At 62.8% G+C, this 20,416-nt stretch carries 22 protein-coding genes; 9 read left to right on the forward strand and 13 right to left on the reverse strand.

The window, feature by feature from the left end; all coding sequences use genetic code 11:
- The first annotated feature begins 63 nt into the window (after positions 1–63).
- Together FRZ40_RS31415 and FRZ40_RS31420 are read left to right on the forward strand one after the other, a co-directional pair.
- On the forward strand, positions 64–1,665 hold the full coding sequence (locus tag FRZ40_RS31415) for a PqiB family protein (protein ID WP_147236691.1): 1,602 nt from the start codon (positions 64–66) through the stop codon (positions 1,663–1,665).
- The gene (locus FRZ40_RS31420; protein ID WP_051446264.1) at positions 1,662–2,267 is read left to right on the forward strand and encodes a PqiC family protein; all 606 of its coding nucleotides are present in this window, start codon (positions 1,662–1,664) and stop codon (positions 2,265–2,267) included. The genes FRZ40_RS31415 and FRZ40_RS31420 overlap by 4 nt, the downstream gene beginning before the upstream one ends.
- Positions 2,268–2,296: 29 nt before the next feature.
- On the opposite strand, the gene ppk2 is transcribed toward FRZ40_RS31420, so the two are convergent.
- The 4 genes from ppk2 to FRZ40_RS31440 form a co-directional block, all read right to left on the reverse strand.
- Positions 2,297–3,148: a polyphosphate kinase 2 gene (gene ppk2, locus FRZ40_RS31425; protein ID WP_028364784.1), complete on the reverse strand. Its 852-nt coding sequence runs from the start codon at positions 3,146–3,148 to the stop codon at positions 2,297–2,299.
- Positions 3,149–3,222: 74 nt separating this feature from the next.
- Positions 3,223–3,480 (reverse strand): RNA-binding protein, encoded by a 258-nt coding sequence (locus FRZ40_RS31430; protein WP_028364785.1) that lies wholly within the window; start codon positions 3,478–3,480, stop codon positions 3,223–3,225.
- Positions 3,481–3,972: 492 nt separating this feature from the next.
- Positions 3,973–4,200 carry a hypothetical protein gene (locus FRZ40_RS31435; protein ID WP_028364787.1) on the reverse strand — a complete coding sequence of 76 codons (228 nt, stop codon included), beginning with the start codon at positions 4,198–4,200 and terminating at the stop codon, positions 3,973–3,975.
- Positions 4,201–4,244: 44 nt separating this feature from the next.
- Positions 4,245–5,258 (reverse strand): nucleoside/nucleotide kinase family protein, encoded by a 1,014-nt coding sequence (locus FRZ40_RS31440; protein WP_147236692.1) that lies wholly within the window; start codon positions 5,256–5,258, stop codon positions 4,245–4,247.
- A 390-nt stretch (positions 5,259–5,648) separates the two neighbouring features.
- Between FRZ40_RS31440 and FRZ40_RS31445 the strand changes: the two genes are divergently transcribed.
- Together FRZ40_RS31445 and FRZ40_RS31450 are read left to right on the forward strand one after the other, a co-directional pair.
- Positions 5,649–6,704 carry an extracellular catalytic domain type 2 short-chain-length polyhydroxyalkanoate depolymerase gene (locus tag FRZ40_RS31445; protein WP_147236693.1) on the forward strand — a complete coding sequence of 352 codons (1,056 nt, stop codon included), beginning with the start codon at positions 5,649–5,651 and terminating at the stop codon, positions 6,702–6,704.
- A gap of 26 nt (positions 6,705–6,730) precedes the next feature.
- Entirely contained in the window at positions 6,731–7,282 is a 552-nt protein-coding gene (locus FRZ40_RS31450; RefSeq protein ID WP_147236694.1) for a hypothetical protein, read from the forward strand.
- Here FRZ40_RS31450 and FRZ40_RS31455 read toward each other — a convergent pair.
- The gene (locus FRZ40_RS31455; protein ID WP_147236695.1) at positions 7,213–8,064 is read right to left on the reverse strand and encodes an NAD(P)H-binding protein; all 852 of its coding nucleotides are present in this window, start codon (positions 8,062–8,064) and stop codon (positions 7,213–7,215) included. The two genes, FRZ40_RS31450 and FRZ40_RS31455, sit on opposite strands and share 70 nt — an antisense overlap.
- Positions 8,065–8,247: 183 nt before the next feature.
- Here FRZ40_RS31455 and FRZ40_RS31460 point away from each other — a divergent pair, with 183 nt between their 5' ends.
- Positions 8,248–9,228, forward strand: a complete 981-nt coding sequence (locus FRZ40_RS31460; RefSeq protein WP_147236696.1) for an AraC family transcriptional regulator — start codon at positions 8,248–8,250, stop codon at positions 9,226–9,228.
- A gap of 15 nt (positions 9,229–9,243) precedes the next feature.
- Here the strand turns inward: FRZ40_RS31460 and yjfF are convergent, their stop codons facing one another.
- From yjfF to FRZ40_RS31490, 6 genes are all read right to left on the reverse strand, one after another.
- Positions 9,244–10,341 carry a galactofuranose ABC transporter, permease protein YjfF gene (gene yjfF, locus FRZ40_RS31465; protein ID WP_028364792.1) on the reverse strand — a complete coding sequence of 366 codons (1,098 nt, stop codon included), beginning with the start codon at positions 10,339–10,341 and terminating at the stop codon, positions 9,244–9,246.
- Complete coding sequence (locus FRZ40_RS31470) at positions 10,338–11,375, reverse strand: ABC transporter permease (RefSeq protein WP_028364793.1); 1,038 nt, start codon at positions 11,373–11,375, stop codon at positions 10,338–10,340. The genes yjfF and FRZ40_RS31470 overlap by 4 nt, the downstream gene beginning before the upstream one ends.
- Before the next feature lie 8 nt (positions 11,376–11,383).
- Positions 11,384–12,898, reverse strand: a complete 1,515-nt coding sequence (locus FRZ40_RS31475) for a sugar ABC transporter ATP-binding protein (RefSeq protein WP_147236697.1) — start codon at positions 12,896–12,898, stop codon at positions 11,384–11,386.
- A gap of 98 nt (positions 12,899–12,996) precedes the next feature.
- Complete coding sequence (locus FRZ40_RS31480; RefSeq protein ID WP_240057380.1) at positions 12,997–13,935, reverse strand: ABC transporter substrate-binding protein; 939 nt, start codon at positions 13,933–13,935, stop codon at positions 12,997–12,999.
- A gap of 532 nt (positions 13,936–14,467) precedes the next feature.
- Positions 14,468–14,788, reverse strand: coding sequence for a TFIIB-type zinc ribbon-containing protein (locus FRZ40_RS31485; protein WP_028364797.1), 321 nt, complete (start codon positions 14,786–14,788; stop codon positions 14,468–14,470).
- A 66-nt stretch (positions 14,789–14,854) separates the two neighbouring features.
- Entirely contained in the window at positions 14,855–15,670 is an 816-nt protein-coding gene (locus tag FRZ40_RS31490) for a TerC family protein (RefSeq protein ID WP_147236699.1), read from the reverse strand.
- Between the two features lie 147 nt (positions 15,671–15,817).
- Between FRZ40_RS31490 and FRZ40_RS31495 the strand changes: the two genes are divergently transcribed.
- Both FRZ40_RS31495 and FRZ40_RS31500 read left to right on the forward strand, forming a co-directional pair.
- Complete coding sequence (locus tag FRZ40_RS31495; RefSeq protein ID WP_147236700.1) at positions 15,818–16,705, forward strand: LysR family transcriptional regulator; 888 nt, start codon at positions 15,818–15,820, stop codon at positions 16,703–16,705.
- Between the two features lie 114 nt (positions 16,706–16,819).
- Positions 16,820–17,176, forward strand: a complete 357-nt coding sequence (locus FRZ40_RS31500; RefSeq protein ID WP_147236701.1) for an HPF/RaiA family ribosome-associated protein — start codon at positions 16,820–16,822, stop codon at positions 17,174–17,176.
- Positions 17,177–17,221: 45 nt separating this feature from the next.
- Here the strand turns inward: FRZ40_RS31500 and FRZ40_RS31505 are convergent, their stop codons facing one another.
- A complete protein-coding gene (locus FRZ40_RS31505; RefSeq protein ID WP_147236702.1) occupies positions 17,222–18,043 on the reverse strand; it encodes an SIR2 family NAD-dependent protein deacylase in 822 nt (273 codons plus the stop codon).
- Positions 18,044–18,182: 139 nt separating this feature from the next.
- On the opposite strand from FRZ40_RS31505, the gene FRZ40_RS31510 reads away from it, so the two are divergent.
- A complete protein-coding gene (locus tag FRZ40_RS31510; RefSeq protein WP_028364802.1) occupies positions 18,183–18,821 on the forward strand; it encodes a LysE family translocator in 639 nt (212 codons plus the stop codon).
- Positions 18,822–18,928: 107 nt separating this feature from the next.
- Here FRZ40_RS31510 and FRZ40_RS45835 read toward each other — a convergent pair whose 3' ends face one another.
- Positions 18,929–19,057, reverse strand: a complete 129-nt coding sequence (locus FRZ40_RS45835) for a hypothetical protein (protein WP_269323352.1) — start codon at positions 19,055–19,057, stop codon at positions 18,929–18,931.
- A 520-nt stretch (positions 19,058–19,577) separates the two neighbouring features.
- Here FRZ40_RS45835 and FRZ40_RS31515 point away from each other — a divergent pair.
- Positions 19,578–20,387, forward strand: coding sequence for an acetoacetate decarboxylase (locus FRZ40_RS31515; protein ID WP_028364803.1), 810 nt, complete (start codon positions 19,578–19,580; stop codon positions 20,385–20,387).
- Positions 20,388–20,416 lie beyond the last annotated feature (29 nt).

Consider the following 20,416-nt stretch of genomic DNA (forward strand, 5'->3'; position numbering starts at 1 on the left):
CCCAATCGCGCGCATCACGTCGTCACGCGCGCGACGGCTCGTCTGGAGCATGAGGCAACCCGAATGAGCCACCCGCCCGAGCTACCCGAGGCCGTCGCTGAGCCGAACAGGCGCTGGCGCATCCAGTGGATCTGGATCGTGCCTGTCGTCGCCGTGCTGGTCGGCATCTGGCTCGCCGTGCAGGCCATACTCTCGCAAGGTCCGACCATCACGATCAGCTTCAAGACGGGCGAAGGACTCGAAGCGGGCAAGACGAAGATCAAGTTCAAGGAAGTCGATATCGGCGTCGTGAAGAAAGTCGCGCTGTCGCAGGACTATAAGCGCGTGATCGCAACAGCCGAACTCACGCGCGACGCCACCGACATGCTGGTCGACGACACACGCTTCTGGGTCGTGCGGCCGCGCATCGCCGGCGGCACGGTGTCGGGCATCAGTACGCTGCTGTCGGGCGCGTTCATCGGCATGGACATCGGCAAGACGAAACAGGAGCGGCGCGACTACACAGGGCTCGAAGTTCCGCCCGTGTTCGCGAGCGACGTGCCGGGCCGCGAGTTCGTGCTGAAAGCCACCGATCTCGGCTCCGTCGACGTCGGCACGCCCATCTATTTCCGGCGTCTGCAGGTCGGCCAGGTGACGTCGTTCGAACTCGACAAGGACGGCGGCGGCATCACGCTGCACGTGTTCATCAACGCACCGTACGACCGCTACGTGAACAGCGATTCGCGCTTCTGGCAGGCGGGTGGCATCGACGTCACGCTCGGTACGGAGGGCGTGCAGATCAACACGCAATCGGTGGTCTCGATACTCGTCGGCGGCCTCGCCTTCGAGACGCCGGCACAGTCGCTCAATCAGCCCGAGGCCGCGTCCAACGCGGTCTTCCCGCTCTTCGCCACGCGCGCCGACGCGATGAAGCTGCGCGAGAATATCGTCGAGCAATTTGCGTTCGATTTCCACGGCTCGGTGCGTGGCCTCGTCGTGGGCGCGCCCGTCGACTTTCGCGGCATCACGGTCGGCGAAGTCTCCGCGATCTATACGCGCTTCGATCCCGTCACGCGGCGCATCAGCATTCCTGTCGAGGTCAAGCTCTTTCCCGAGCGCTTCACGTCGCGCTATGCGACGCAACCGAAAGGCGGCCGCCTCGGCGACGACCCGCACGCACTCGCCGATTTTCTCGTCGCGCGCGGTTTGCGGGCGCAACTCAAGACGGGCAGTCTGATCACGGGCCAACTGTATATCGCGCTCGACTTCTTCCCGGATGCGCCGAAAGCGCAAGTCAACTGGAGCCGTTCGCCGCCTGAACTCCCGACCACGCCGAGCGGGCTGCAATCGCTGCAGGAATCGCTGACCCGGATCATTGCGCGCATCGACGGCCTGCCGCTCGAACAGATCGGCCAGAACGCGCAGCAGACGCTGGCCGGCACCAGCCAGCTGATGCGCAATCTCAACACGCAGGTGGTGCCGCAGGCGAAGAATGCGCTGACGGCCGCCCAGGCGACGCTCGACTCCGCGAACACGGCGCTTCAACCCGACTCGGCACTGCAGCAGGACACGAGCGACGCAATACGCGAACTCGCGCGCACGGCCGCGTCGTTCCGTGCGCTCTCCGACTATCTGCAGCGGCATCCCGAAGCGCTGCTGCGGGGCAAAACGGAGGACGCGAAATGAAGCCGCTGATACGAGCCGGATGCAAGACCGCCGCGCTGCTGTCGTTGTGCGCGGGCGTTGCGCTCCTGTCCGGCTGCAAATCCCCGCCGACCAGCTTCTACACGCTGGGCGCCGATCCGTCGCTCGAACGAAGCAGCGATGCGCTGCATGGCGCCGTCGTGGTGGGGCCCGTCACGGTGCCCGAACTCGTCGACCGTCCGCAGCTCGTCACGCGTGTTTCAGGCAACGAAGTGGCGCTCGCCGAATTCGCGCGCTGGGGCGAACCGCTGAGGAGCGGCGTCGCCGCCGCCATTGCCGGCGACCTGACGCGGCTGCTCGGCTCGGAGCGGGTGTCGGTGTCGTCGCAGACGGTCGCGGGAACCGAGTCGTGGCGGGTGCGTGTCGACATCGTGCAGTTCGATTCGATGCCGGGCGAAGCCGTTGCCATCGATGCACTGTGGACCGTTCGCGTCGCGGGACGCACGGCGCTGCTCGCGGGCCGCTCGACCGTGCGCGAGCCCGTGTCAGGCTCAGGGTACGACGCGCTCGTCGCCGCGCACAGCCGTGCGCTCGCCACCGTCAGCCGCGATATTGCAGCGGCGATCCGGCACGCTTCGTCGTGACCGCCTGCTGCCGATGCTAGCGAGTACGCTCAGAACTTCTCCGGCACATAGCGCGACGGCCGGTCCGGCTCCCGGTAGCCTTCCATCTTTTGCCGCTTGGGAAGCCTGATCTTCGGACGCGGCATCGCCTTGTACGGAATGCTGCCGAGCAGATGCGTGATCAGGTTCAGACGCGCGCGCTTCTTGTCGTCCGACCTCACCACATACCACGGCGCCCGATCGGTGTCCGTGGCCGCGAACATCTCGTCGCGTGCGCGCGAATAGTCGTACCACCGGCTATACGAACGCAAATCCATCGGCGAGAGTTTCCAGATCTTGCGCTCGTCGGTAATACGCGCTTCGAGCCGGCGCGTCTGCTCCTCTTCGCTGACTTCGAGCCAGTACTTCAGAAGAATGATGCCTGACTGGATGATCGCGTGTTCGATCAGCGGCACGGCCTTGAAGAAGTTCTCCACCTGCTCTTCCGTGCAAAAGCCCATCACGCGCTCGACGCCCGCGCGGTTGTACCAGCTTCGGTCGAACAGCACGATCTCGCCGGCCGCGGGCAAATGCGGGAGATAGCGCTGGATATACATCTGCGTCTTCTCGCGATCGGTGGGCGCCGGCAAGGCGATGACGCGAAACACGCGCGGACTGACGCGCTCCGTGATTGCCTTGATCGTGCCGCCCTTGCCTGCGCCGTCGCGCCCCTCGAATAACACGCAGACTTTGGCGCCCGTTTGTACGACCCATTCCTGCAGTTTCACCAGTTCGATATGCAGCGCCTTGAGTTCTTTTTCATACTGCTTGCTGCTCAGGCGCCCCGATGATTTCGCGCTTTCGTTCAAGCCAGCCCGATGCTTGCCATTGCCCCGGCTCTTTTCGATTCTCAGTTCAGACATCGCTCGTCTCCCATAACCGTCGTCCCGGCTCGGCTAAAGGTCCATGCGGCGCATGCGCATGGACAGGATTCGCATCAGGTTTCGTCGCGCTCGGGCACGACCTGAACCGTAAGCGTGCGATTCTTCCAGAACATGTTGTGCACGCGGGGCTGCAGATTCTGCAGCACGTGTGCGCCCACGTCGTTGAAAGCGAGCACGACGGCGGGACGTTCGCCCGTGCCTTCGACGCGCTGAATCGAATCGAACGGCGGAAACCCATAGCGGCAGAGAAAGGACTTGATCTCCTCGTCGCTCGTTCCGTCTTCGATATTGCCTACCCAGAGCTCAGCCATAACGACGTTCTCCTCATGGAAAGCCCGCTCGCCGGGCGCGAGCGCGCAACACGGGTGATGAATCCGGTGACTATGTGATCGGTACATGCATCGACAGCCGACATCAGGCCTCGCAACCGCCCGCCCTCACGCATTCGATGTACTTGTTATGCGCATCGGCCCGGCATATTCCCGCCCGTCTGTCGCCTGAAGGCCCACACGCCTGAACATTGCGCGCGTAGCCCGCCGCGCAACTGCTCTTGATCTCTTCGCAATTCTGCGCCGCGATGGCGGCACACGAGAAACCCAGTAACGTACCCAGCAGAATGCGTTTCATGGTCGTCCCGATATGGCCACGCAGCGTGATTGCCGTCCGCACGCAAAGCGTCATGCCTCTGCAAACAGTCTATGACTTTCCACGCGTGTTGGCGCATTTCCACCAACACCGCATCACTGCGAATTACGCAATGCCGATCGCGATCGATACGAGAACTGAAATAACGCGCAAAGCACTCACGGCGACGACGCGGGTTTGGCGCTGTCCTGCTTCTGCGCCTTGTCCTGCGATGAGGCCTGCTCTTCATCTTTCTTCTGCGCGTTGCGCGCTTTCTGCTCGGCTTTTCGCTGCGCATCCTGCATCGGCTTCATGGCGGACGGTTGCGCGAACGCTTGCCGATCCGCCGTCAATGAAACGACAACGCTTGCCGCCACGGACAACACCATCAGCACGACCCTGTTCATCGCCAACCTCCGCTTCGCCAATGGGCGCAACGTCTGCTTCGATCTTATAGAGCGCGCATCGCGGCGTCGATATGCAATCCCCCTGGTGGCAGATCGGAGCGGCGAAAACGCACCATCGCGAACGCGCGCATCTGCGGCGTGACGCTCGGAACCCGCACGAAGTGAAACTCGATATCGTTGCCGCCCTTCGCCTTGCCTTCCTGCACCACGTTCATCATATCGATGCGGATATGCCGGTTCCTGATGTAGACGTAATCGGCGGGCTTGCCGAACACTTCGCAGATGCCTTCGAGTTCATGCTCGACGACATCCGTCGGCACTCTGAGCGCGGCCATGCTGTCGGCGTTCTTCGCGATCTGCGTCTGCACGTGCAGGAGTTCGTCGGCTTCAACGGTTGCGCCGCCGCCCGCGATAGAAGAGATGCCCGTGCCCCGGCGATGCAGCAGCGCCACCCGCTCCTGCATCAGCTCGCGCCCGCGCGCGAGCCGCGCGGCGCGCGTGGCGGCAAGCATCGACAGCCCTTCGAGCGCGAGCTGATCGATCAGTCTGCGTTCGATCTCTTCGCGCAGCGCCACGTCCGTGCGCCCGCAGATCCGCACGCGGTGATCGCTGAAACTCAGGGTGGTTTGCGCGACGTCGTGATGCAGCGTATCGCCGTCGAGCGCAACGCCCAGCACGTGTCGCTCGGTCAACGCCATCCCCAGCGTGCCGTGCAGATCCACTGCGTCGGGATTCGCGTCGAAGAATGCGCGCACGTCTTCGGAGCGGCCGAAGGTATCGGCGATATCGTCGGGCGTGGCAAAGAACGCGCGCAGAGCCGGATTGCCCGCCCACGCGTCGGCATTCGCTTCGAGCGTGGCGGGCAGCGACGCCATCAGGTCGTCGACGTATTGAAGCGCGACCGAGATCGGATCCTTCAGCCGCTGCCGGTAGCGGCTCACCATGCCGATGCGTGGATGGATGGCGAGAATGCGTTCGATCGCTTCATCGATACGCGCGGCTTTCATCGGCGGCCCGCTCGGCCCATCGCGATGGAACAGCTGGCGCAAGAAGTCCATGGCCCGTCTCTCCCCGTAGCAGTCACACGCAACGCTCGTCACGAGTCAGCATACAACATGAAAAATCCGCTGCGTGATCTGTCGCACGCGTTCTCACCCGATGAACTCCCATCCCGCGGAACAGGAAATATGCATCACAGCGCGATGCGCGATGCGTGACTGCAATGCACGCGGCATCGTCTGAAAGACCTCAGCACACGAACGCGAATCGCGCGTGTCAATCCTCAGAATAAAGCGCTTGCTGCACTGCGCAAACTAGCCTATACCAATAGAGCTTCGACTTCGAAGCGCCGCAAATAGCGGCTCGACAAGCGACCTTCACGTGTCACACATCTGACCGGCCGCGATGAATATCATCGCGGCCGCGCTACTCGTACGGGGGATCATTCAATGGCGAACGAGATCGTTCAATTGCGCGACTACAACGTCAGGAAAGGCGAGAGTTCCATTTCCGGTTTGTCGTCGGGCGCGTTCATGACGGTGCAATTCCACCTCGCGCATTCCGCGAGTTTTGCGGGCGTCGGCGTGATTGCGGGCGGACCGTTCCGTTGCTCCGAGTCGTTTCGCGGCGCGGCGCCGCTTGCAGCGGATGCCTATGTGCAAAGCGCCGAATACATCTGCATGAGCCCATTGACACCGCAAACAGGACCGAGCGCGCCGCGTCTCGCGCAACTCGCGCATGACACCGCACAGGCGGGCGCAATCGATCCGCTGTCGAACCTCAAAGGCGATCGCATCTATCTGTTCACGGGTTCGCGCGATACCGTCGTGTATTCGGAAGTCGTGAAGTGCACGCAGCGCTTTTACGAACTGCTCGGCGTGGCATCCGGCGATATCCTGTTCGACGACACGGTGCCCGCCGGCCACTCGATCGTCACCGACAACCCCGAAGATTCGCTGCTCGATACCAACCAGCCGCCGTATATCAACCAGGGCGGCTTCATGCAGTCGCACCGGATCCTGCAGCATATCTACGAAGGTCTCAAGCCCGCTGCGCAACAGACGAGCGGCCGCCTGCTGCGCTTCGACCAGACGGAATTCTTCGGCGGCGAAGCGCGCGCCAGCATGGGCGAATTCGGCTACGCGTATGTGCCGCGTTCCGTGGAAGAAGGTGCACCCGCACGCGTGCACGTCGTGCTGCACGGCTGCAAGCAGGGCTACAGCTACGTGAACTACGTGTACGGACGCGCCGACATCGCGAATCAGGCGCCCTATGGAAACCGCTACATCACGACGACGGGCTACAACGAACTCGCCGACAGCAACGACATCATCGTGCTGTATCCGCAGGCGACGGGCGCGGACGGCGGCGGACTGCAAAACCCCGATGGCTGCTGGGACTGGTGGGGCTACACGAGCGACGATCCCGAGCAGCCCGACTACTACTCGCGCGACGCGATCCAGATCAAGGCGCTGTACGGCATGCTGAGCCGGCTTGGCGGCTAACCTTCCTCTTACCTGACGAGCCCGCTATGAATGAAATGACGCTTACGCAGCCCGCTTTTGCGGATGAAGCCGCCGCATCGCGCGCGACGGCCGTTGTCTCGGCCGCCACCGCTGTCCAGAAGACGGCCCCCGCCGCGCGCGCCGCCGCGGTTCAGGACACGCTGAAAATGCCCGTGCTGTTATCCGGCTGGGCTGCGCGTTCGGCTACCAACGGCATCGACACTGCGCGGCTGTTTGCGTTCGGCATGGACATGCAGACCTGGAGCGAACTGGCCCAGATGCAGCAGGCCATAGTCGAGCGCCTGACGTTGCAGCAGCAGTCGTGGCTGCAAGGCTGGGCTGCGTGGACTCGCGAACGCGCCGAAATCCGCGGCGCGAACACGATGACGAAACTGGTCGAACAGGAGTTCAACCTGATCGCGCAGATCGGGCAACTGCTGATCGACCAGACCACGAACCTCGTCGCGCTTCAGGAGAACATCGAAGTGTCGTACGCATACTGGCTCAATCAGAAGCTGGGTGCGCTCTCTTCGACGGCGGGTGTCCAGACGCCTGTCGCAGCCGTCGTGCGCGCGTAATCGCCGAAGTCGCGCGGCGGCCGTCCGAGCGCACGAAGCACGCCATCCTGCACGGACGCATTGCGTCGGTCGAGCACTTCCGTGAACAGATAGCGGATCAGGTCGATCGCGTCGGGCGGCAGTTGCGCGGCTTCGAGTGCGGCAACGTATTCCGGCATCGCGACGCGCGTGAAGCGGACGGGCCGCCCGCTTGCTTGCGCGATCTCCGCGACGGCCTCGGTAAAGCTCAACAGGCGTGGTCCCGTCAGTTCGTAGAGCTGGCCTGCGTGGCCGTCTTCCGTCAACGCGGCGACAGCGACATCGGCGATATCGTCGGCATCGACAAAAGGCTCGCCGATGCCGCCGACGGGCAGCGCCAGTTCGCCCGCGAGCACCCCTTCGAGAAAGTGCGCCTCGCTGAAGTTCTGCGCGAACCAACTGGCGCGCAACAGCGTCCATTCGACGCCGGCTTCACGCACGATGTTTTCACAACGCTGCGCTTGCGCCTCGCCGCGCCCCGACAACAGCACGAGGCGCCGCACGCCGCTTTGCGCGGCCAGATGCGTGAATGCCTGAATGTCGTCGGCCGCGCCTTCGACCGCGAGGTCCGGGAAGTACGTGATGTACACGGCGTGCGCGCCCTTCAACGCGGGCGTCCAGCTCGCGCGGTCTGCCCAGTCGAACGGCGGCTTGCCCGAACGTGAGCCGTGCCTCACGTTCGCATCCTGCTTCTTGAGCCGCTCCACCACGCGGCGGCCTGTTTTGCCCGTGCTGCCCAGCACGAGAATCGTGTCGGCTTTCATCGATCATCTCCGCTCATGTCCGCTCATGTCAGTTCCGGCGCTGCGTCGTGCGGCGACCGTGAATCCAGAATAGCCGCCCGCTTCTGGACGAACAATGATCCGAAGTCTTTCCTTCATGCTCATTCGTCCACACATCCGGACGATTCGCTGGACGATGCATTCACCGCTGCCTACACTGTGCGCATGAACGCACCGCCCGAATCCGGCGACCCTCTCGGCGAAGCGCTGCACTTTCTGCGCATGAGCGGCACCTTCTATTGCCGCTCGGAGTTCAGCGCGCCATGGGCGCTCGACCTGCCCCCGTTCGAGCATTCGATGATGTTCCATGTCGTCACGTCGGGCGAATGTCTGCTCGAAGTGGAAGGCGCTGAGCGCTGCACGCTGCGCGCCGGCGACCTCGCGCTCGTGCCGCATGGCGCGGGGCATCGGCTGATGAGCGCGCCGGACGTGCCCGCCGGAAAGCTCTTCGACTTGCCGCGCGAGGCCGTCAGCAACCGCTACGAGATTCTTCGTCATGGCGAAGGCGGCACGCCCGCCACGATGATCTGCGCGCTCGTGCGTTTCGATCATCCCGCGGCACAGCGGCTGATCGGCCTGCTGCCGAAGCTGATTCGCGTCGATACGTGGCGGTCGCCGGAAATGGAATGGATTCAGAGCACGTTGCGATTCATCGCGGCGGAAGCGCAGCAGTTGAACGCGGGCGGCGAAACGGTGATCACGCGGCTCGCGGATATTCTCGTGATTCAGGCAATCCGCGCGTGGATCGCGCATGCGCCCGCTGCGCAAACGGGCTGGCTCGGCGCGTTGCGCGACGGGCAGATCGGACGCGCGATCGCGATGATCCATCGCGATCCTTCGAACACCTGGACGGTGGCCGCGCTCGCCGACCGCGTCGGCATGTCGCGCTCGGCCTTCTCCGCGCGCTTCACGCAACTGGTCGGAGAATCCGCGATGCGTTATGCCGTGCGCTGGAAAATGCAGTCGGCGCTCACGCTATTGCAGGAAACGGACGCGTCGCTGACGGAACTGGCGACGCGTCTCGGTTACGACTCGGACGCTGCATTCAGCCGTGCGTTCAAGCGTATCGTCGGTGTGTCGCCGGGCGCGGCGCGCCGTAACGCACGCATGCAGATCGACGATACAGCGTTGCCATTAGACGGCTGACACACTCGCCAAAGCTCACAACTGCTTCAACGTCGTCGGGCTCATCTTCGCGAGATCGATGGTGCTCGTGCCGTGCGTCGGTGCGGGCTTGTCGGCGGGCTTCGCGACGTTCGCGCCGAGCCCCGTGCCGTCCGACTTGCGCCGCGCCGCGTGCCGCTCGATGATCCGTTGCAGCAGACAGAACGCGCACAGCAGCGTGCCGATCACGATGCGCGTCCACCACGAACTGAGCGTGCCGTCGAAGGTAATCAGCGTCTGGATCGTGCCGAGAATGCCGACGCCAAACACCGAGCCGATCACATAACCCACGCCGCCCGTCAGCAGCGTGCCGCCGATCACGGTCGCGGCGATCGCATCGAGTTCCATGCCCTGCGCCTGCAGGCCGTAGCCCGACAGCACGTACAGCGTGAACACGAAGCCGCCGAGCGCCGAGCAGAAGCCGCTCAATGCATACACGCCGATCCGCGTGCGCGCCACGGGCAGACCCATCAGCAGCGCCGAGCGCTCGTTGCCGCCGAGCGCATAGACGTTGCGCCCGAAGCGCGTGAAGTGCGCGACGAAGATCGCCACGGCCAGCGTCAGCAATGCGATCAGCGCGCCCGAGGTCAGCGAGCCGCCGCCGATGGGGACGCTGAAGCCCGCCATCGCGTGAAAGGTCGATTCGTTGATCGTGATCGACTGCGTGGTGATCAGGAAGCAGGCGCCGCGCGCGAGGAACATCCCCGCCAGCGTGACGATGAACGGCTGCAAGCGGAAGAAGTGAATCAGCGCGCCCATCGCCGCACCGTACAGCGTGCCGAATGCGAGCACCAGCGGCGCGATCACCCACACGGGCCAGTGCAGACGTTCCGCGCATATCGCGCAGAGGATCGTCGTCAGCGCGACGACGGAACCGACGGACAGATCGATGCCGCCCGACACGATCACGAACGTCATGCCGATCGCGACGATCAGCAGAAACGCGTTATCGACGAGCAGGCCCAGCAGCACCTGCAGCGAGAAAAAACCCGTGTACATCACCGAGCCGAAGCCGAACAGCACGGCGAACAGCACGACGGTGACGACGATAGGCAACGTGCGCGGATCGAGCAGCCGCCCGAGCATGGTGTTCATTGTGGAGTCCCCGTAAGCGGTTTCGTCTTCGCGAATGCAAACGCGCGCAGCAACTGACGTATCAACATCGCGCGTGCGACGGCCGACTGGATCACGCTGACGACGAGCACGACGATCGCCTTGACGACGAGCGTCGCTTCGGGCGGCACGCCGATCGAGTACGTGGTGTACGTGAGCGTCTGGATGATCAGCGCGCCGAGCACGGTGCCCGCGAGACTGAAGCGTCCGCCGAGCAACGACGTGCCGCCGAGCGTCACGGCAAGAATCGCGTCGAGTTCGAGCAGCAGGCCCGCGTTGTTCCCGTCGGCGCTGCGCACGTTGGAACTCGCCAGAATGCCGGCGATGGCGGCCGTCAGGCCCGAGAACACGTAGACGCTGAACACGATCGCGCTCGCGCGCAGGCCGACCAGCCGCGTCGCGACGGGATTGACGCCGATCGCGCGGATGAACAGCCCCAGCGCCGTGCGATTGACGAGCAGCGCCGTCGCGGCCGTCACGCCGAGCGCGATCCACACGGAACACGGCACGGTCGCGAGATAGCCGCCGCCGAACACGAGATAGCCGGGTGCGCCTATGGGAATGATCTGCCCGCCCGTCAGCAGCTGCGCAACGCCGCGCCCCGCCACCATCAGGATCAGCGTCGCGATGATCGGCTGCATGCCGACGAACGCGACCAGCATGCCGTTCCAGATGCCCGCCAGCACACCTACAGCGAGCGCCGCGCCGAGCGCTACCCCGATGCGCGACGGATCGTCGGCGAGCACGACGGCGGCCGCCGCGCCCGCAATCGCGACGATCGCGCCGACGGAAATATCGATGCCGCGCGTCGCGATCACGAGCGTCATGCCGAGCGAGACGATCACGAGCGGCGCGGCGCGGTTGAGAATGTCGATGGGCGCGCCGAACAGATGTCCGTCGAGTACGGTGATCGACAGAAAGTTCGCGCGGTGCACGACGTCGATGACGAACAGCGCGACGAGCGTCAGCACGGGCCACACCAGCTGGTGCCTGAATACCGCCTGAATCCGCTTCATTTCCTGCTTCATTCGCTACCCCCAGCGATCAGCCGGTAGACCTGATCTTCCGATACCGCACTGCCCGTTACATCGGCGACCTTGCGCCGGTCGCGCAGCACCGCAATCCGATGGCTCACGCGCACGACCTCGCTGACTTCGGACGAAATGAACAGGATGGCGAGGCCCTTCGTGCACAGCGCGAGCACGCGGTCCATGATTTCGAACTTCGCGGCGACATCGATGCCGCGTGTCGGCTCGTCGAGAATCAGCATCTTCGGCTCGGTGGCGAGCCAACGCGCGAGCACGACCTTTTGCTGGTTGCCGCCCGACAGCAGGCCGATCGGCTGCTCGGCGTCGTGCGCCTTGATGCCGAGCCGCTCGATATACGTATCGGCGATTTCACGCTGCTTCTTGCGGCTGATCATGCGCAGCCAGCCGCGCCGCGCCTGCAGCGCGAGGATGATGTTCTCGCGGATCGACAGCGCGGCGACGATGCCCTCCTTCTTGCGGTCTTCGGGGCAATAGCCGATGCCGTGCCGCACGGCATCGTGCGGCGAACTGAGCTTCGTGCTCTTGCCGTCGATGCTGATCGTGCCCGTATCCGCCTTGTCGACGCCAAACACGAGGCGCGCCGTTTCCGTGCGGCCCGACCCGAGCAAACCGGCGAGACCGAGTATCTGCCCCGGCTGCACGTCGAGATCGATGGGATTCATCACGCCGCGCCGCGCGACGCCCTGCATCGACAGAAACGGTGCGGCGCCCGCGTGCTGCTGCGGCGTATCGGGCGCGCCGCCTTTGAGGCGCTCCGACATCCGGTTGTGGCCGACCATCTTCGCAACGAGTTCCTCGACGGGCAAATCCTTCGCGAGATATTCGCCCTCGCGCACGCCGTTGCGCATCACCGTGATGCGATCGGAAATCGCGTACGTCTGTTCGAGAAAGTGCGTGACGAACAGGATCGCAATGCCCGCCTGCTTGAGATTGCGCAGCACGTCGAAGAGCCGCGCGACTTCGCCGTCGTCGAGACTCGACGTCGGCTCGTCGAGGATCAGCACGCGCGCCTTCACCGACATCGCGCGCGCAATCGCGACCATCTGCTGCACGGCGATCGGGTAGGCATCGAGCGACTTGGTGACGTCGAGCGACACATTCAGTCCGGCAAGCGCCGCGTGCGAGCGCGCATGGATTGCTTTCCAGTCGATCGCGCCGCGCCGCTTCGGCTGACGGCCCGCGAAAATGTTCTCGGCCACCGACAGATTCGGGCAGAGATTGATTTCCTGGTAAAGCGTCTGGATGCCCGCAGCTTCCGCTTCGAGCGGCGTGGCGAAACGCACGGGCTCGCCCGCGAGACGGATCTCGCCTGCGTCCTGTTCGTGCACGCCCGTGAGTACGTGGATGAGCGTCGATTTGCCCGCGCCGTTCTGGCCCATCAACGAATGGATTTCTCCGGGAAAAAGCCGGAAGTCGACGCCCGACAGCGCTTTCACGCCCGGGAACGTCTTGCTGATACCGATGGTTTCGAGTAACGGTTGTTCGGCCATATGCATGACACAAGCAGCGTGACGATCACGTGATGGAAAATCCGGCGCGCCCTCGCGACAAGGCGCGCCGGACGGTCTCAGCAGTTAAGCCGTTCCGTTCAGTACTTGCGCTGCGGCAGGATCTGCGCGGCGACGTTCATCGGGAACACGGTTTCGTTGGTCACGATGCGCTTGGGCAACTGCTTGCCCGCCACCACGTCCTTGACGGCCGTCATCAGTTGCGGTCCGAGCAGCGGGCTGCATTCGACGTCGACGTTGATCTTGCCTGCGATCATCGCTTCGAAGCCGCCCTTGGTCGCATCGAACGATACGACGCTCACGTCCTTGCCTGGCTTGATGCCTGCTTCTTCCATCGCCTGGATCGCGCCGAGCGCCATGTCGTCGTTATGCGCGTAGACCACATTGATCTGTTTGCCGTAGGTCTTTGCAAACGCTTCCATCACCTGCTTGCCGCCCGCGAGCGTGAAGTCGCCGCTCTGCGAAGCGATGATCTTGAACTTCGGATCGTTCTTGATCACTTCCATCAGGCCCGCGTGACGGTCGTTCGCGGGTGCGCTGCCAACCGTGCCCTGCAGTTCGGCGATGTTGATCGGACCCGCTTCGTTCTTGTAGCGCTCTTCGAGCCAGCGTCCTGCACGGCGGCCTTCTTCGAGGAAGTCAGAGCCGATCATCGTCACGTAGAGCGACGTGTCTTTCACGTCGATCGAACGGTCCGTGAGAATCACGGGGATCTTCGCGTTCTTCGCTTCTGTCAGCACGGGTTCCCAGCCGGACTCGACGACGGGCGAAAAGGCGATCACGTCCACCTTCTGCGCGATGAACGAGCGGATGGCCTTGATCTGGTTTTCCTGCTTCTGCTGCGCGTCCGAGAACTTCAGATTGATGCCGGCATCTTTCGCGGACGTTTTCACCGACACGGTATTCGCAGTGCGCCATGCGCTTTCCGCGCCGACCTGCGAAAAGCCCAAGGTGATCTGCTTGTCCCCCGCAAAACTATTGACGCTGGCAGCGACGGTGAGCGCCGCTCCAACAAGCATTCCGGCGATCAGACGCGTGGCGACTTTCATGTGTGTCTCCGATGTGGTTGTTTTTCCAGGCACTGCTTTCCTGCGTACGCGACAACGGCCTTGACGCGACGACGAATGAACGCATGCGCCAACTCTTGCTGCAAAACAGGCAACTGACGGTGAATCTGGAAAACGCCGTCGGGAGACCCTCCGGCATGGATGTGCGCTCGTGGCGGACATCCTGCGCGCCGCGCACGCCCCGGAAATGACCGAGGTTGCATTTCGCGCGTCTGACTTTTACTTATAGCCAAACTATATGTTTGGCTTCACGCGCTTTCGATTAGCGTTTTCCCCACGTTCGCCAAGTCGAACATCAGGCTATCTGAATCGAACAGGCGGCGCTGAGGCCGCCTTTTCCCACGTTTTAGGCAGATATGAAAAACTAATACGGGCGTCGGGCGCTTGGAGAGTGCCTGATTCGATGTGCGGACGCAGTCATCGATCGGATCGTTATAGTAATACTATAAGGCGCGCGCTCGGCCACATTCATACCGCATGAGACTCAATCGAAGTCGAACATATCGAACAGCGATTTCTTCTTGCGGTGTGGATCGCGCCGTGGATCGTCATGCTTGTGGCGCTCGTCGTCATACGAATCGTGACGGCGTCCCCACGACTGTTCGCGCCGGGCATCGTGCTCATGCGGGCGCCCATGCTGGCCGCCTCGGTGTGCGGGCTCTCCTTCGTCCTGCATCTGGTTCAGCAGCTTGTCGAGTTCCCCGCGATCGAGCCATACGCCGCGGCATGTCGGACAGTAGTCGATCTCGATGCCTTGACGCTCGGTCATCAGAAGATCGGGGGTCTTGCAAACGGGACATTTCATTGCATCGCTCCTTTTGTATCCAGGTACAGAGCGGCGGTTTTCGCCGCCGCTCCCGAAACGCTTCCTTTAGTTAGAGAGCGCCGAACCTTCCGTGCGAGCCTTTTCTGAGGAAATGGCAGACACATACGCTGTTGCCGCCTTGAGCTCTCGTCTGACCTGCCTGCGACGCGCCAGCATGTTCATTCCTTCGACGAAGCCGGAAAAAGCCATCGCAGCGTAGATGTAGCCCTTCGGCACGTGCGAGCCGAAACCCTCCGCAATCAGCGTCATCGCGATCACCAGCAGAAAGCTCAGCGCCAGCGTGACGATGGTCGGATTGCGCTCGATGAACTTCGACAACGGACGCGCCGCGAACAGCATCGCCGTGACGGCCGCGATCACCGCAATAAACATGATGGGCAGGTGATCCGTCATGCCGACGGCAGTAATGATGCTGTCGACGGAAAACACGAGGTCGAGCAGAAGAATCTGGCCGATTGCCGCCGTCACCGTCAGCCCGCCCACGCCCATCGCGGGATTCGATACCGTGTCGGCGTCCCGGCTCACGTGATGGTGCATTTCGCGCGTGGCCTTCCACACGAGGAATAGCCCGCCCGCGAGCAGAATCAGGTCGCGCCACGAGAACGCATGGTCGAACACCGAAAACACGGGCTCCGTCAGGCGCGCAATCCACGCGACCGTGCTGAGCAGGCCGAGCCTCATCACCAGCGCCAGCATGATGCCGATGCGCTGGGTTCGCGCGCGCTGCGCTTCAGGCAGCTTGTTGCTCAGAATGGAGATGAAGATCAGGTTGTCGATGCCGAGCACGACCTCCATCACGACGAGTGTCACGAGTGCAGCCCATGCTGCGGGATCGGCGGCGAGTGTCAGTAAGGAATCCATTTGCGCGCGTTGTTGTCCGTTGTCCGTTGAAAATAAGCGGCCGATTACTGCATCACAGCCTGTTGCACGCATGATCGCCTGACTGCGCATTCGGAAAAACCAGTGGTAAGCTGATAGTCAGTTCGGTTTTTTCGAAGTGAGACAGACATGCTCAACTACCGGCACTTGCACTATTTCTGGGTTGTCGTGAAGGAAGGGGGCTTTGCACGCGCTGCCGAACGGCTCGACATGGCGGTGCAAACCATCAGCGCGCAGGTGCGCGAGCTGGAAAAGTCGCTCGGACATCAACTGCTGAAACCGTCAGGGCGCGGTGTCGCGATGACGGAGGCGGGACAGGCGGCCTACGCACGCGCGGAGGAAATTTTTCAGCTTGGGCGCGCACTGCACGACGACGTGCGGGAAGCAGCAGGCGGTAAAGTCGCGCGTTTTGCAGTCGGTTTGACCGACGGCATTTCGAAGCTGGCCGTCCACGCGATTCTCGCGAACGTGCTCGACACGCCCTCTTTGCGGCTGCTCTGTCATGAAGGCGAAGCGGAAGACCTGCTGGCGGAACTGGCGCATCATCATCTGGATCTCGTGTTGTCCAGCCAGCCCGCGCCGCACAATTCGAATCTGCGTCTGTCCAGCGAACGCCTGATCGCCTCGCCGATCGACTGGTACGGGCCGGCCAGCCTCGTGCGCAAGACGCATATCGACCATTTTCCGCAGAGTCTCGCGACCCTTCCCGTGCTGCTGCCCACCGGTCATTCGTCGCTGCGCTCGCGACTCGACCGCTGGCTCGAAGCGGAGAGTATCCGGCCGCGCATTGCGGGCGAGTTCGAAGACAGTGCGCTGATGGCGCTGTTTGCCGCGCGCGGCATGGGCGTGTTTCCGCTCGCGGCCTTCGGCGCGGAGCGCAACGATCCGATGCATCGCGGCCTGCGCTGGCTAGGCCGCTCGCCGGACGTGAAGGAGGAAATTCACGCGATCGTGTCGCGACGCGGGCGGCATCATCCCCTGACGCAAAAGGTGCTGGGCGCAGCGGCAAACAGCTGATAGGCGGCGCACGAGCAGATTCGGTTTTCCCGAACTTGAGTTTCGTTTATTTCTGCTTTTTCCGGCATACCTCCTCACCGTAATCTTGAGCCGTACCCACGAAGGAGGTGTCTCATGCAAGTTCTGTTCAAGTCCCGCGACCGTGAAGCCGTCCGTATGCGCAGCTTCGCGCGCCAACGCATCCGCTTCGTGTTTCGCCGCATGGACTGGCTGATTTCGAAAGCGACCGTCAGTCTGTCCGACATCAACGGTCCGCGTGGCGGACTCGACAAACGCTGCCAGGTGCAGGTGCAGACACCGGATGCGACGCCCGTCGTGGTGACGTCGATTGCGAGAGACTGGCGCGGCGCGCTCGACCTCGCGCTCGCTCGTGCCGCGCGTTCGATCGTACGCAGGCAGCAGGCGCGCGTGGCCGTGCGGCGCATCAGTCAGCGCGAGCCCGCGTGGACTCCACAGCCGGATGCCGTTTAAACAGCCGGGGGACTTCGGACGGCACTATGTATGCGGTGCCGTCTGCTATCCCCGCAGCGCGCGATCAAGCAACTGCAGGCCCTCGATTCCGCCTCGCGCGAGCCCGATACCGTGATGAGGCGCAATGCCGAAATCGCGTGGATTAATGCGGATCACGCGCGGACCGTTTTGCTCGCTGAAATACCGTACGGTCGGAATCGCCTTGCCTGCGCCGATTTCGATCACGACGAGCTGCTCGACCGTCGACAGCCACGCGTGCAGACGCGCTTCCTGCTCCTCGGTGCGCAATGCGATCCAGTCGTAGTCGCCGAACATCAGGATGTTGGGCCGCGCGACGGCGCCGCACGCGGGACAGCGCGGCAATTCGCTCACGAGTTCGCAGGTCGATTCGTCGACCACGGGCTGCACGTCGTCCGCACGCCACAAGCCGTCGTGGCACACCTCCGAGCATTGCAGCATGTGAATCGAACCGTGGCATTCGGCCACCGATGCATCGTCGAATCCCGCTGCCTGGAACTGCCCGTCGACGTTGCTGGTGAATGCGAAGATGCCGCGCGGCAGCGCTTTCGCCCATCGACGCAGCATCTCGAATCCCGGATGCGGCACGGTGCGCCGGTACAGATCGAGCCGATGTCCATAGAAGCCCCAGCAGAGCCGCGGATGCAGCGCCATCACGCGCGGATTCGCCATATCCTGAAAGGTCAGGCGATGCTGCTTCAACGCGGGATAGGCGCGCCAGAAGCCCTCTGCACCGCGATAATCGGGCAAGCCTGAATCGACGCCCATCCCCGCGCCTGCCGTCACCAGCAGACCGTCGGCTTCGCGCAGCCATGACACGGCGCGTCTGATACGTTCGTTTTCGTCCATCGCGCTACTCTAGCAAGTCGTCCGCCCGCCGTCCCGCGCGCGCGCGTCGTGCGCTGCATGGGCGTTGTGAAGCTTGAGTCTTGCCTCTATCCTGTCGGCACACGTTCAAACCTGTAGACGCCATCAAGGAGACCGTTCGATGTCCGCTTCCGCTGCCGTATTCGCTATTCTCGTCGCGTTGTTGATGGGCGCGATGATTCCTGGCCCGAGTTTCGTGCTCGTCGCGCGAAACTCGATCAGCCTGTCTCGCGGCGACGGACTCTCGACGGCGTTGGGTATGGGCATTGGCGGGATTTTCTTCGGCGGCATTGCGCTCGCCGGCCTGTACACGCTGCTGGTCGCCGTCGAATGGCTGTATATCGGCCTGAAAGTGGCGGGCGGCCTGTATCTGATCTATATGGCGTCGAAGATCTGGCGCGGCGCCGCGCATCCGATCGAGATGGGCAATGCGGGTGCAGCGCACGGCGGCAGCGCGAAGAAATCGTTCTGGATCGGCCTGACGACTCAGCTCAGCAATCCGAAGACGGCGATCTGGTACGGCAGTATCTTTGCGGCGCTGCTGCCGCAGCATCCGCCCGTGTGGTGCTACTTCGTGCTGCCGCCGCTGGTCTTCGCGGTGGAGTTCGGCTGGTACACGATCGTGGCGCTGTGTTTCTCGAGCCGGCGCCCGCGCGAAATCTATCTGCACGCGAAGACGTGGATCGACCGGATCGCGGCAGGCGCCATCGCGGCGCTCGGTCTGCGGCTGATCTTCGCGGCGAACAAGGCGGGCATCTGACGAACCGGCGTGGCTGCACAACAGCCGGGATCGACGAAGCGGCACGCGAAGCGCCAATGAATAAAGGGGAGTACGAAAACCGTACTCCCCTTCTTTATGCGATTTGCTTAGCGGCGATACGCTTCAGCCAGGACGGCGCAGTGCTGCAGATGCAGGTCGACGGCGCGGATTGCGAGTTCGCGCAGACGCGAAAGCCAGTTCGTGGTCGGGGCAGCGGCGGTCGTAGCTTGTTGCATGGCGGACTCCTTGTGCGGGTAACACCCTAGGTAATAACCCTAGTATATACCCTGACAATGCGGCATCGCAACAAATCAATCAAACTTTCAGTCACACACCTCTCCTTACGGTTGGATTTCATCCCGTGCGTCGACGGCTTGCCCCGGTTGCAGTCACGCTCTGCACGCCGCCCGTTCGATGCGCTCCCGCCCATCGCTCGCACACAGGCAGATTGCTTAGTTCACCCATTAATCTCATCCGATTAACGAGCACGACAAGTTTCTGGCGTCGTCACGCTGCGTGACGAACCATCGATCGCATGTCATCCGTATTTCATTTCCGGGTCTTCGACATGTCACTCACAGAAATGGGTCATGGCGATTTTCACAATGATTAACTGTTTGTTGAATCAGACTGAAAGGCCCGATCACTGTTGCGCGCAGACCAACGGTGTATTGGAGAAATTAATGTGATCGGGAAAAAACTTTTGCTCTAAGATTCGCCGTGCTCCGACAACGCCCAATGCCCAAGAGGAAGTTCATGGACATCAAATCGATCCGGCAATCCGCATTTGCGATGCCCGTTCACAATCCCGCCTACCCTCGCCCTCCGTTCCGTTTTCTCAACCGCGAGTACTTCATCATTTCGTATGAAACGGATCTGGATGCGCTGCGCGCCGTCGTGCCGGAACCGTTGAGGCCCGAAAACACGCTCGTACATTACGAATTCATTCGCATGCCGGATTCGTCGGGTTTCGGCGACTACACGGAAAGCGGCCAGGTGATCTCGGTGCGCGACATGGAAGGACGGCTCGCGAACTACACGCACTCGATGTATCTCGACGACGAAGGTCCGATTGCGGGCGGCCGCGAAATCTGGGGCTTTCCGAAGAAGCTCGCAAGTCCGAAGCTCGGCGTCGACGGCAACGACACGCTGCTCGGCACGCTCGACTACGGCACGCAACGCATCGCCACGGGCACGATGGGCTACAAGCATCGCACGCTCGATATCGAAGCCGAGCGCGCGAAACTGGCCGACACGCCGAACTATCTGCTCAAGGTGATTCCGCATGTCGACGGCTCGGCGCGCATTTGCGAACTCGTGCGTTTCTATCTGCGCGATGTCACGGTGCTTGGCGCATGGAGCGGCCCCGCTGCGCTGGAACTGCATCCACACGCGCTCGCACCGATTGCCGATTTGCCCGTGAAGCGCGTTGTCGGCGCGCGTCATGTGATCGCGAATCTCACGCTCGATATTGGCGAAGTTGCGTTCGACTATCTCGCGCCTGCGCATGGTGAAACGCAGACGGCGAAGAAGTCGAATGACGACGCACTCGAACTCGCCGTGTAGGCGATTCGCGCAATCGCTCACATTCTCCA

The organism is Paraburkholderia azotifigens (genome assembly GCF_007995085.1).
In the GTDB taxonomy this organism is placed as follows: domain Bacteria; phylum Pseudomonadota; class Gammaproteobacteria; order Burkholderiales; family Burkholderiaceae; genus Paraburkholderia; species Paraburkholderia azotifigens.

Excerpts from the sequence above, each read along its gene's own strand:
- FRZ40_RS31415 (WP_147236691.1), top strand. The coding sequence starts at position 64 with ATGAGCCACCCGCCCGAGCTACCCGAGGCCGTCGCTGAGCCGAACAGG.
- FRZ40_RS31420 (WP_051446264.1), top strand. The coding sequence starts at position 1,662 with ATGAAGCCGCTGATACGAGCCGGATGCAAGACCGCCGCGCTGCTGTCG.
- ppk2 (WP_028364784.1), bottom strand. The coding sequence starts at position 3,148 with ATGTCTGAACTGAGAATCGAAAAGAGCCGGGGCAATGGCAAGCATCGG.
- FRZ40_RS31430 (WP_028364785.1), bottom strand. The coding sequence starts at position 3,480 with ATGGCTGAGCTCTGGGTAGGCAATATCGAAGACGGAACGAGCGACGAG.
- FRZ40_RS31435 (WP_028364787.1), bottom strand. The coding sequence starts at position 4,200 with ATGAACAGGGTCGTGCTGATGGTGTTGTCCGTGGCGGCAAGCGTTGTC.
- FRZ40_RS31440 (WP_147236692.1), bottom strand. The coding sequence starts at position 5,258 with ATGGACTTCTTGCGCCAGCTGTTCCATCGCGATGGGCCGAGCGGGCCG.
- FRZ40_RS31445 (WP_147236693.1), top strand. The coding sequence starts at position 5,649 with ATGGCGAACGAGATCGTTCAATTGCGCGACTACAACGTCAGGAAAGGC.
- FRZ40_RS31450 (WP_147236694.1), top strand. The coding sequence starts at position 6,731 with ATGAATGAAATGACGCTTACGCAGCCCGCTTTTGCGGATGAAGCCGCC.
- FRZ40_RS31455 (WP_147236695.1), bottom strand. The coding sequence starts at position 8,064 with ATGAAAGCCGACACGATTCTCGTGCTGGGCAGCACGGGCAAAACAGGC.
- FRZ40_RS31460 (WP_147236696.1), top strand. The coding sequence starts at position 8,248 with ATGAACGCACCGCCCGAATCCGGCGACCCTCTCGGCGAAGCGCTGCAC.
- yjfF (WP_028364792.1), bottom strand. The coding sequence starts at position 10,341 with ATGAACACCATGCTCGGGCGGCTGCTCGATCCGCGCACGTTGCCTATC.
- FRZ40_RS31470 (WP_028364793.1), bottom strand. The coding sequence starts at position 11,375 with ATGAAGCGGATTCAGGCGGTATTCAGGCACCAGCTGGTGTGGCCCGTG.
- FRZ40_RS31475 (WP_147236697.1), bottom strand. The coding sequence starts at position 12,898 with ATGGCCGAACAACCGTTACTCGAAACCATCGGTATCAGCAAGACGTTC.
- FRZ40_RS31480 (WP_240057380.1), bottom strand. The coding sequence starts at position 13,935 with ATGCTTGTTGGAGCGGCGCTCACCGTCGCTGCCAGCGTCAATAGTTTT.
- FRZ40_RS31485 (WP_028364797.1), bottom strand. The coding sequence starts at position 14,788 with ATGAAATGTCCCGTTTGCAAGACCCCCGATCTTCTGATGACCGAGCGT.
- FRZ40_RS31490 (WP_147236699.1), bottom strand. The coding sequence starts at position 15,670 with ATGGATTCCTTACTGACACTCGCCGCCGATCCCGCAGCATGGGCTGCA.
- FRZ40_RS31495 (WP_147236700.1), top strand. The coding sequence starts at position 15,818 with ATGCTCAACTACCGGCACTTGCACTATTTCTGGGTTGTCGTGAAGGAA.
- FRZ40_RS31500 (WP_147236701.1), top strand. The coding sequence starts at position 16,820 with ATGCAAGTTCTGTTCAAGTCCCGCGACCGTGAAGCCGTCCGTATGCGC.
- FRZ40_RS31505 (WP_147236702.1), bottom strand. The coding sequence starts at position 18,043 with ATGGACGAAAACGAACGTATCAGACGCGCCGTGTCATGGCTGCGCGAA.
- FRZ40_RS31510 (WP_028364802.1), top strand. The coding sequence starts at position 18,183 with ATGTCCGCTTCCGCTGCCGTATTCGCTATTCTCGTCGCGTTGTTGATG.
- FRZ40_RS45835 (WP_269323352.1), bottom strand. The coding sequence starts at position 19,057 with ATGCAACAAGCTACGACCGCCGCTGCCCCGACCACGAACTGGCTTTCG.
- FRZ40_RS31515 (WP_028364803.1), top strand. The coding sequence starts at position 19,578 with ATGGACATCAAATCGATCCGGCAATCCGCATTTGCGATGCCCGTTCAC.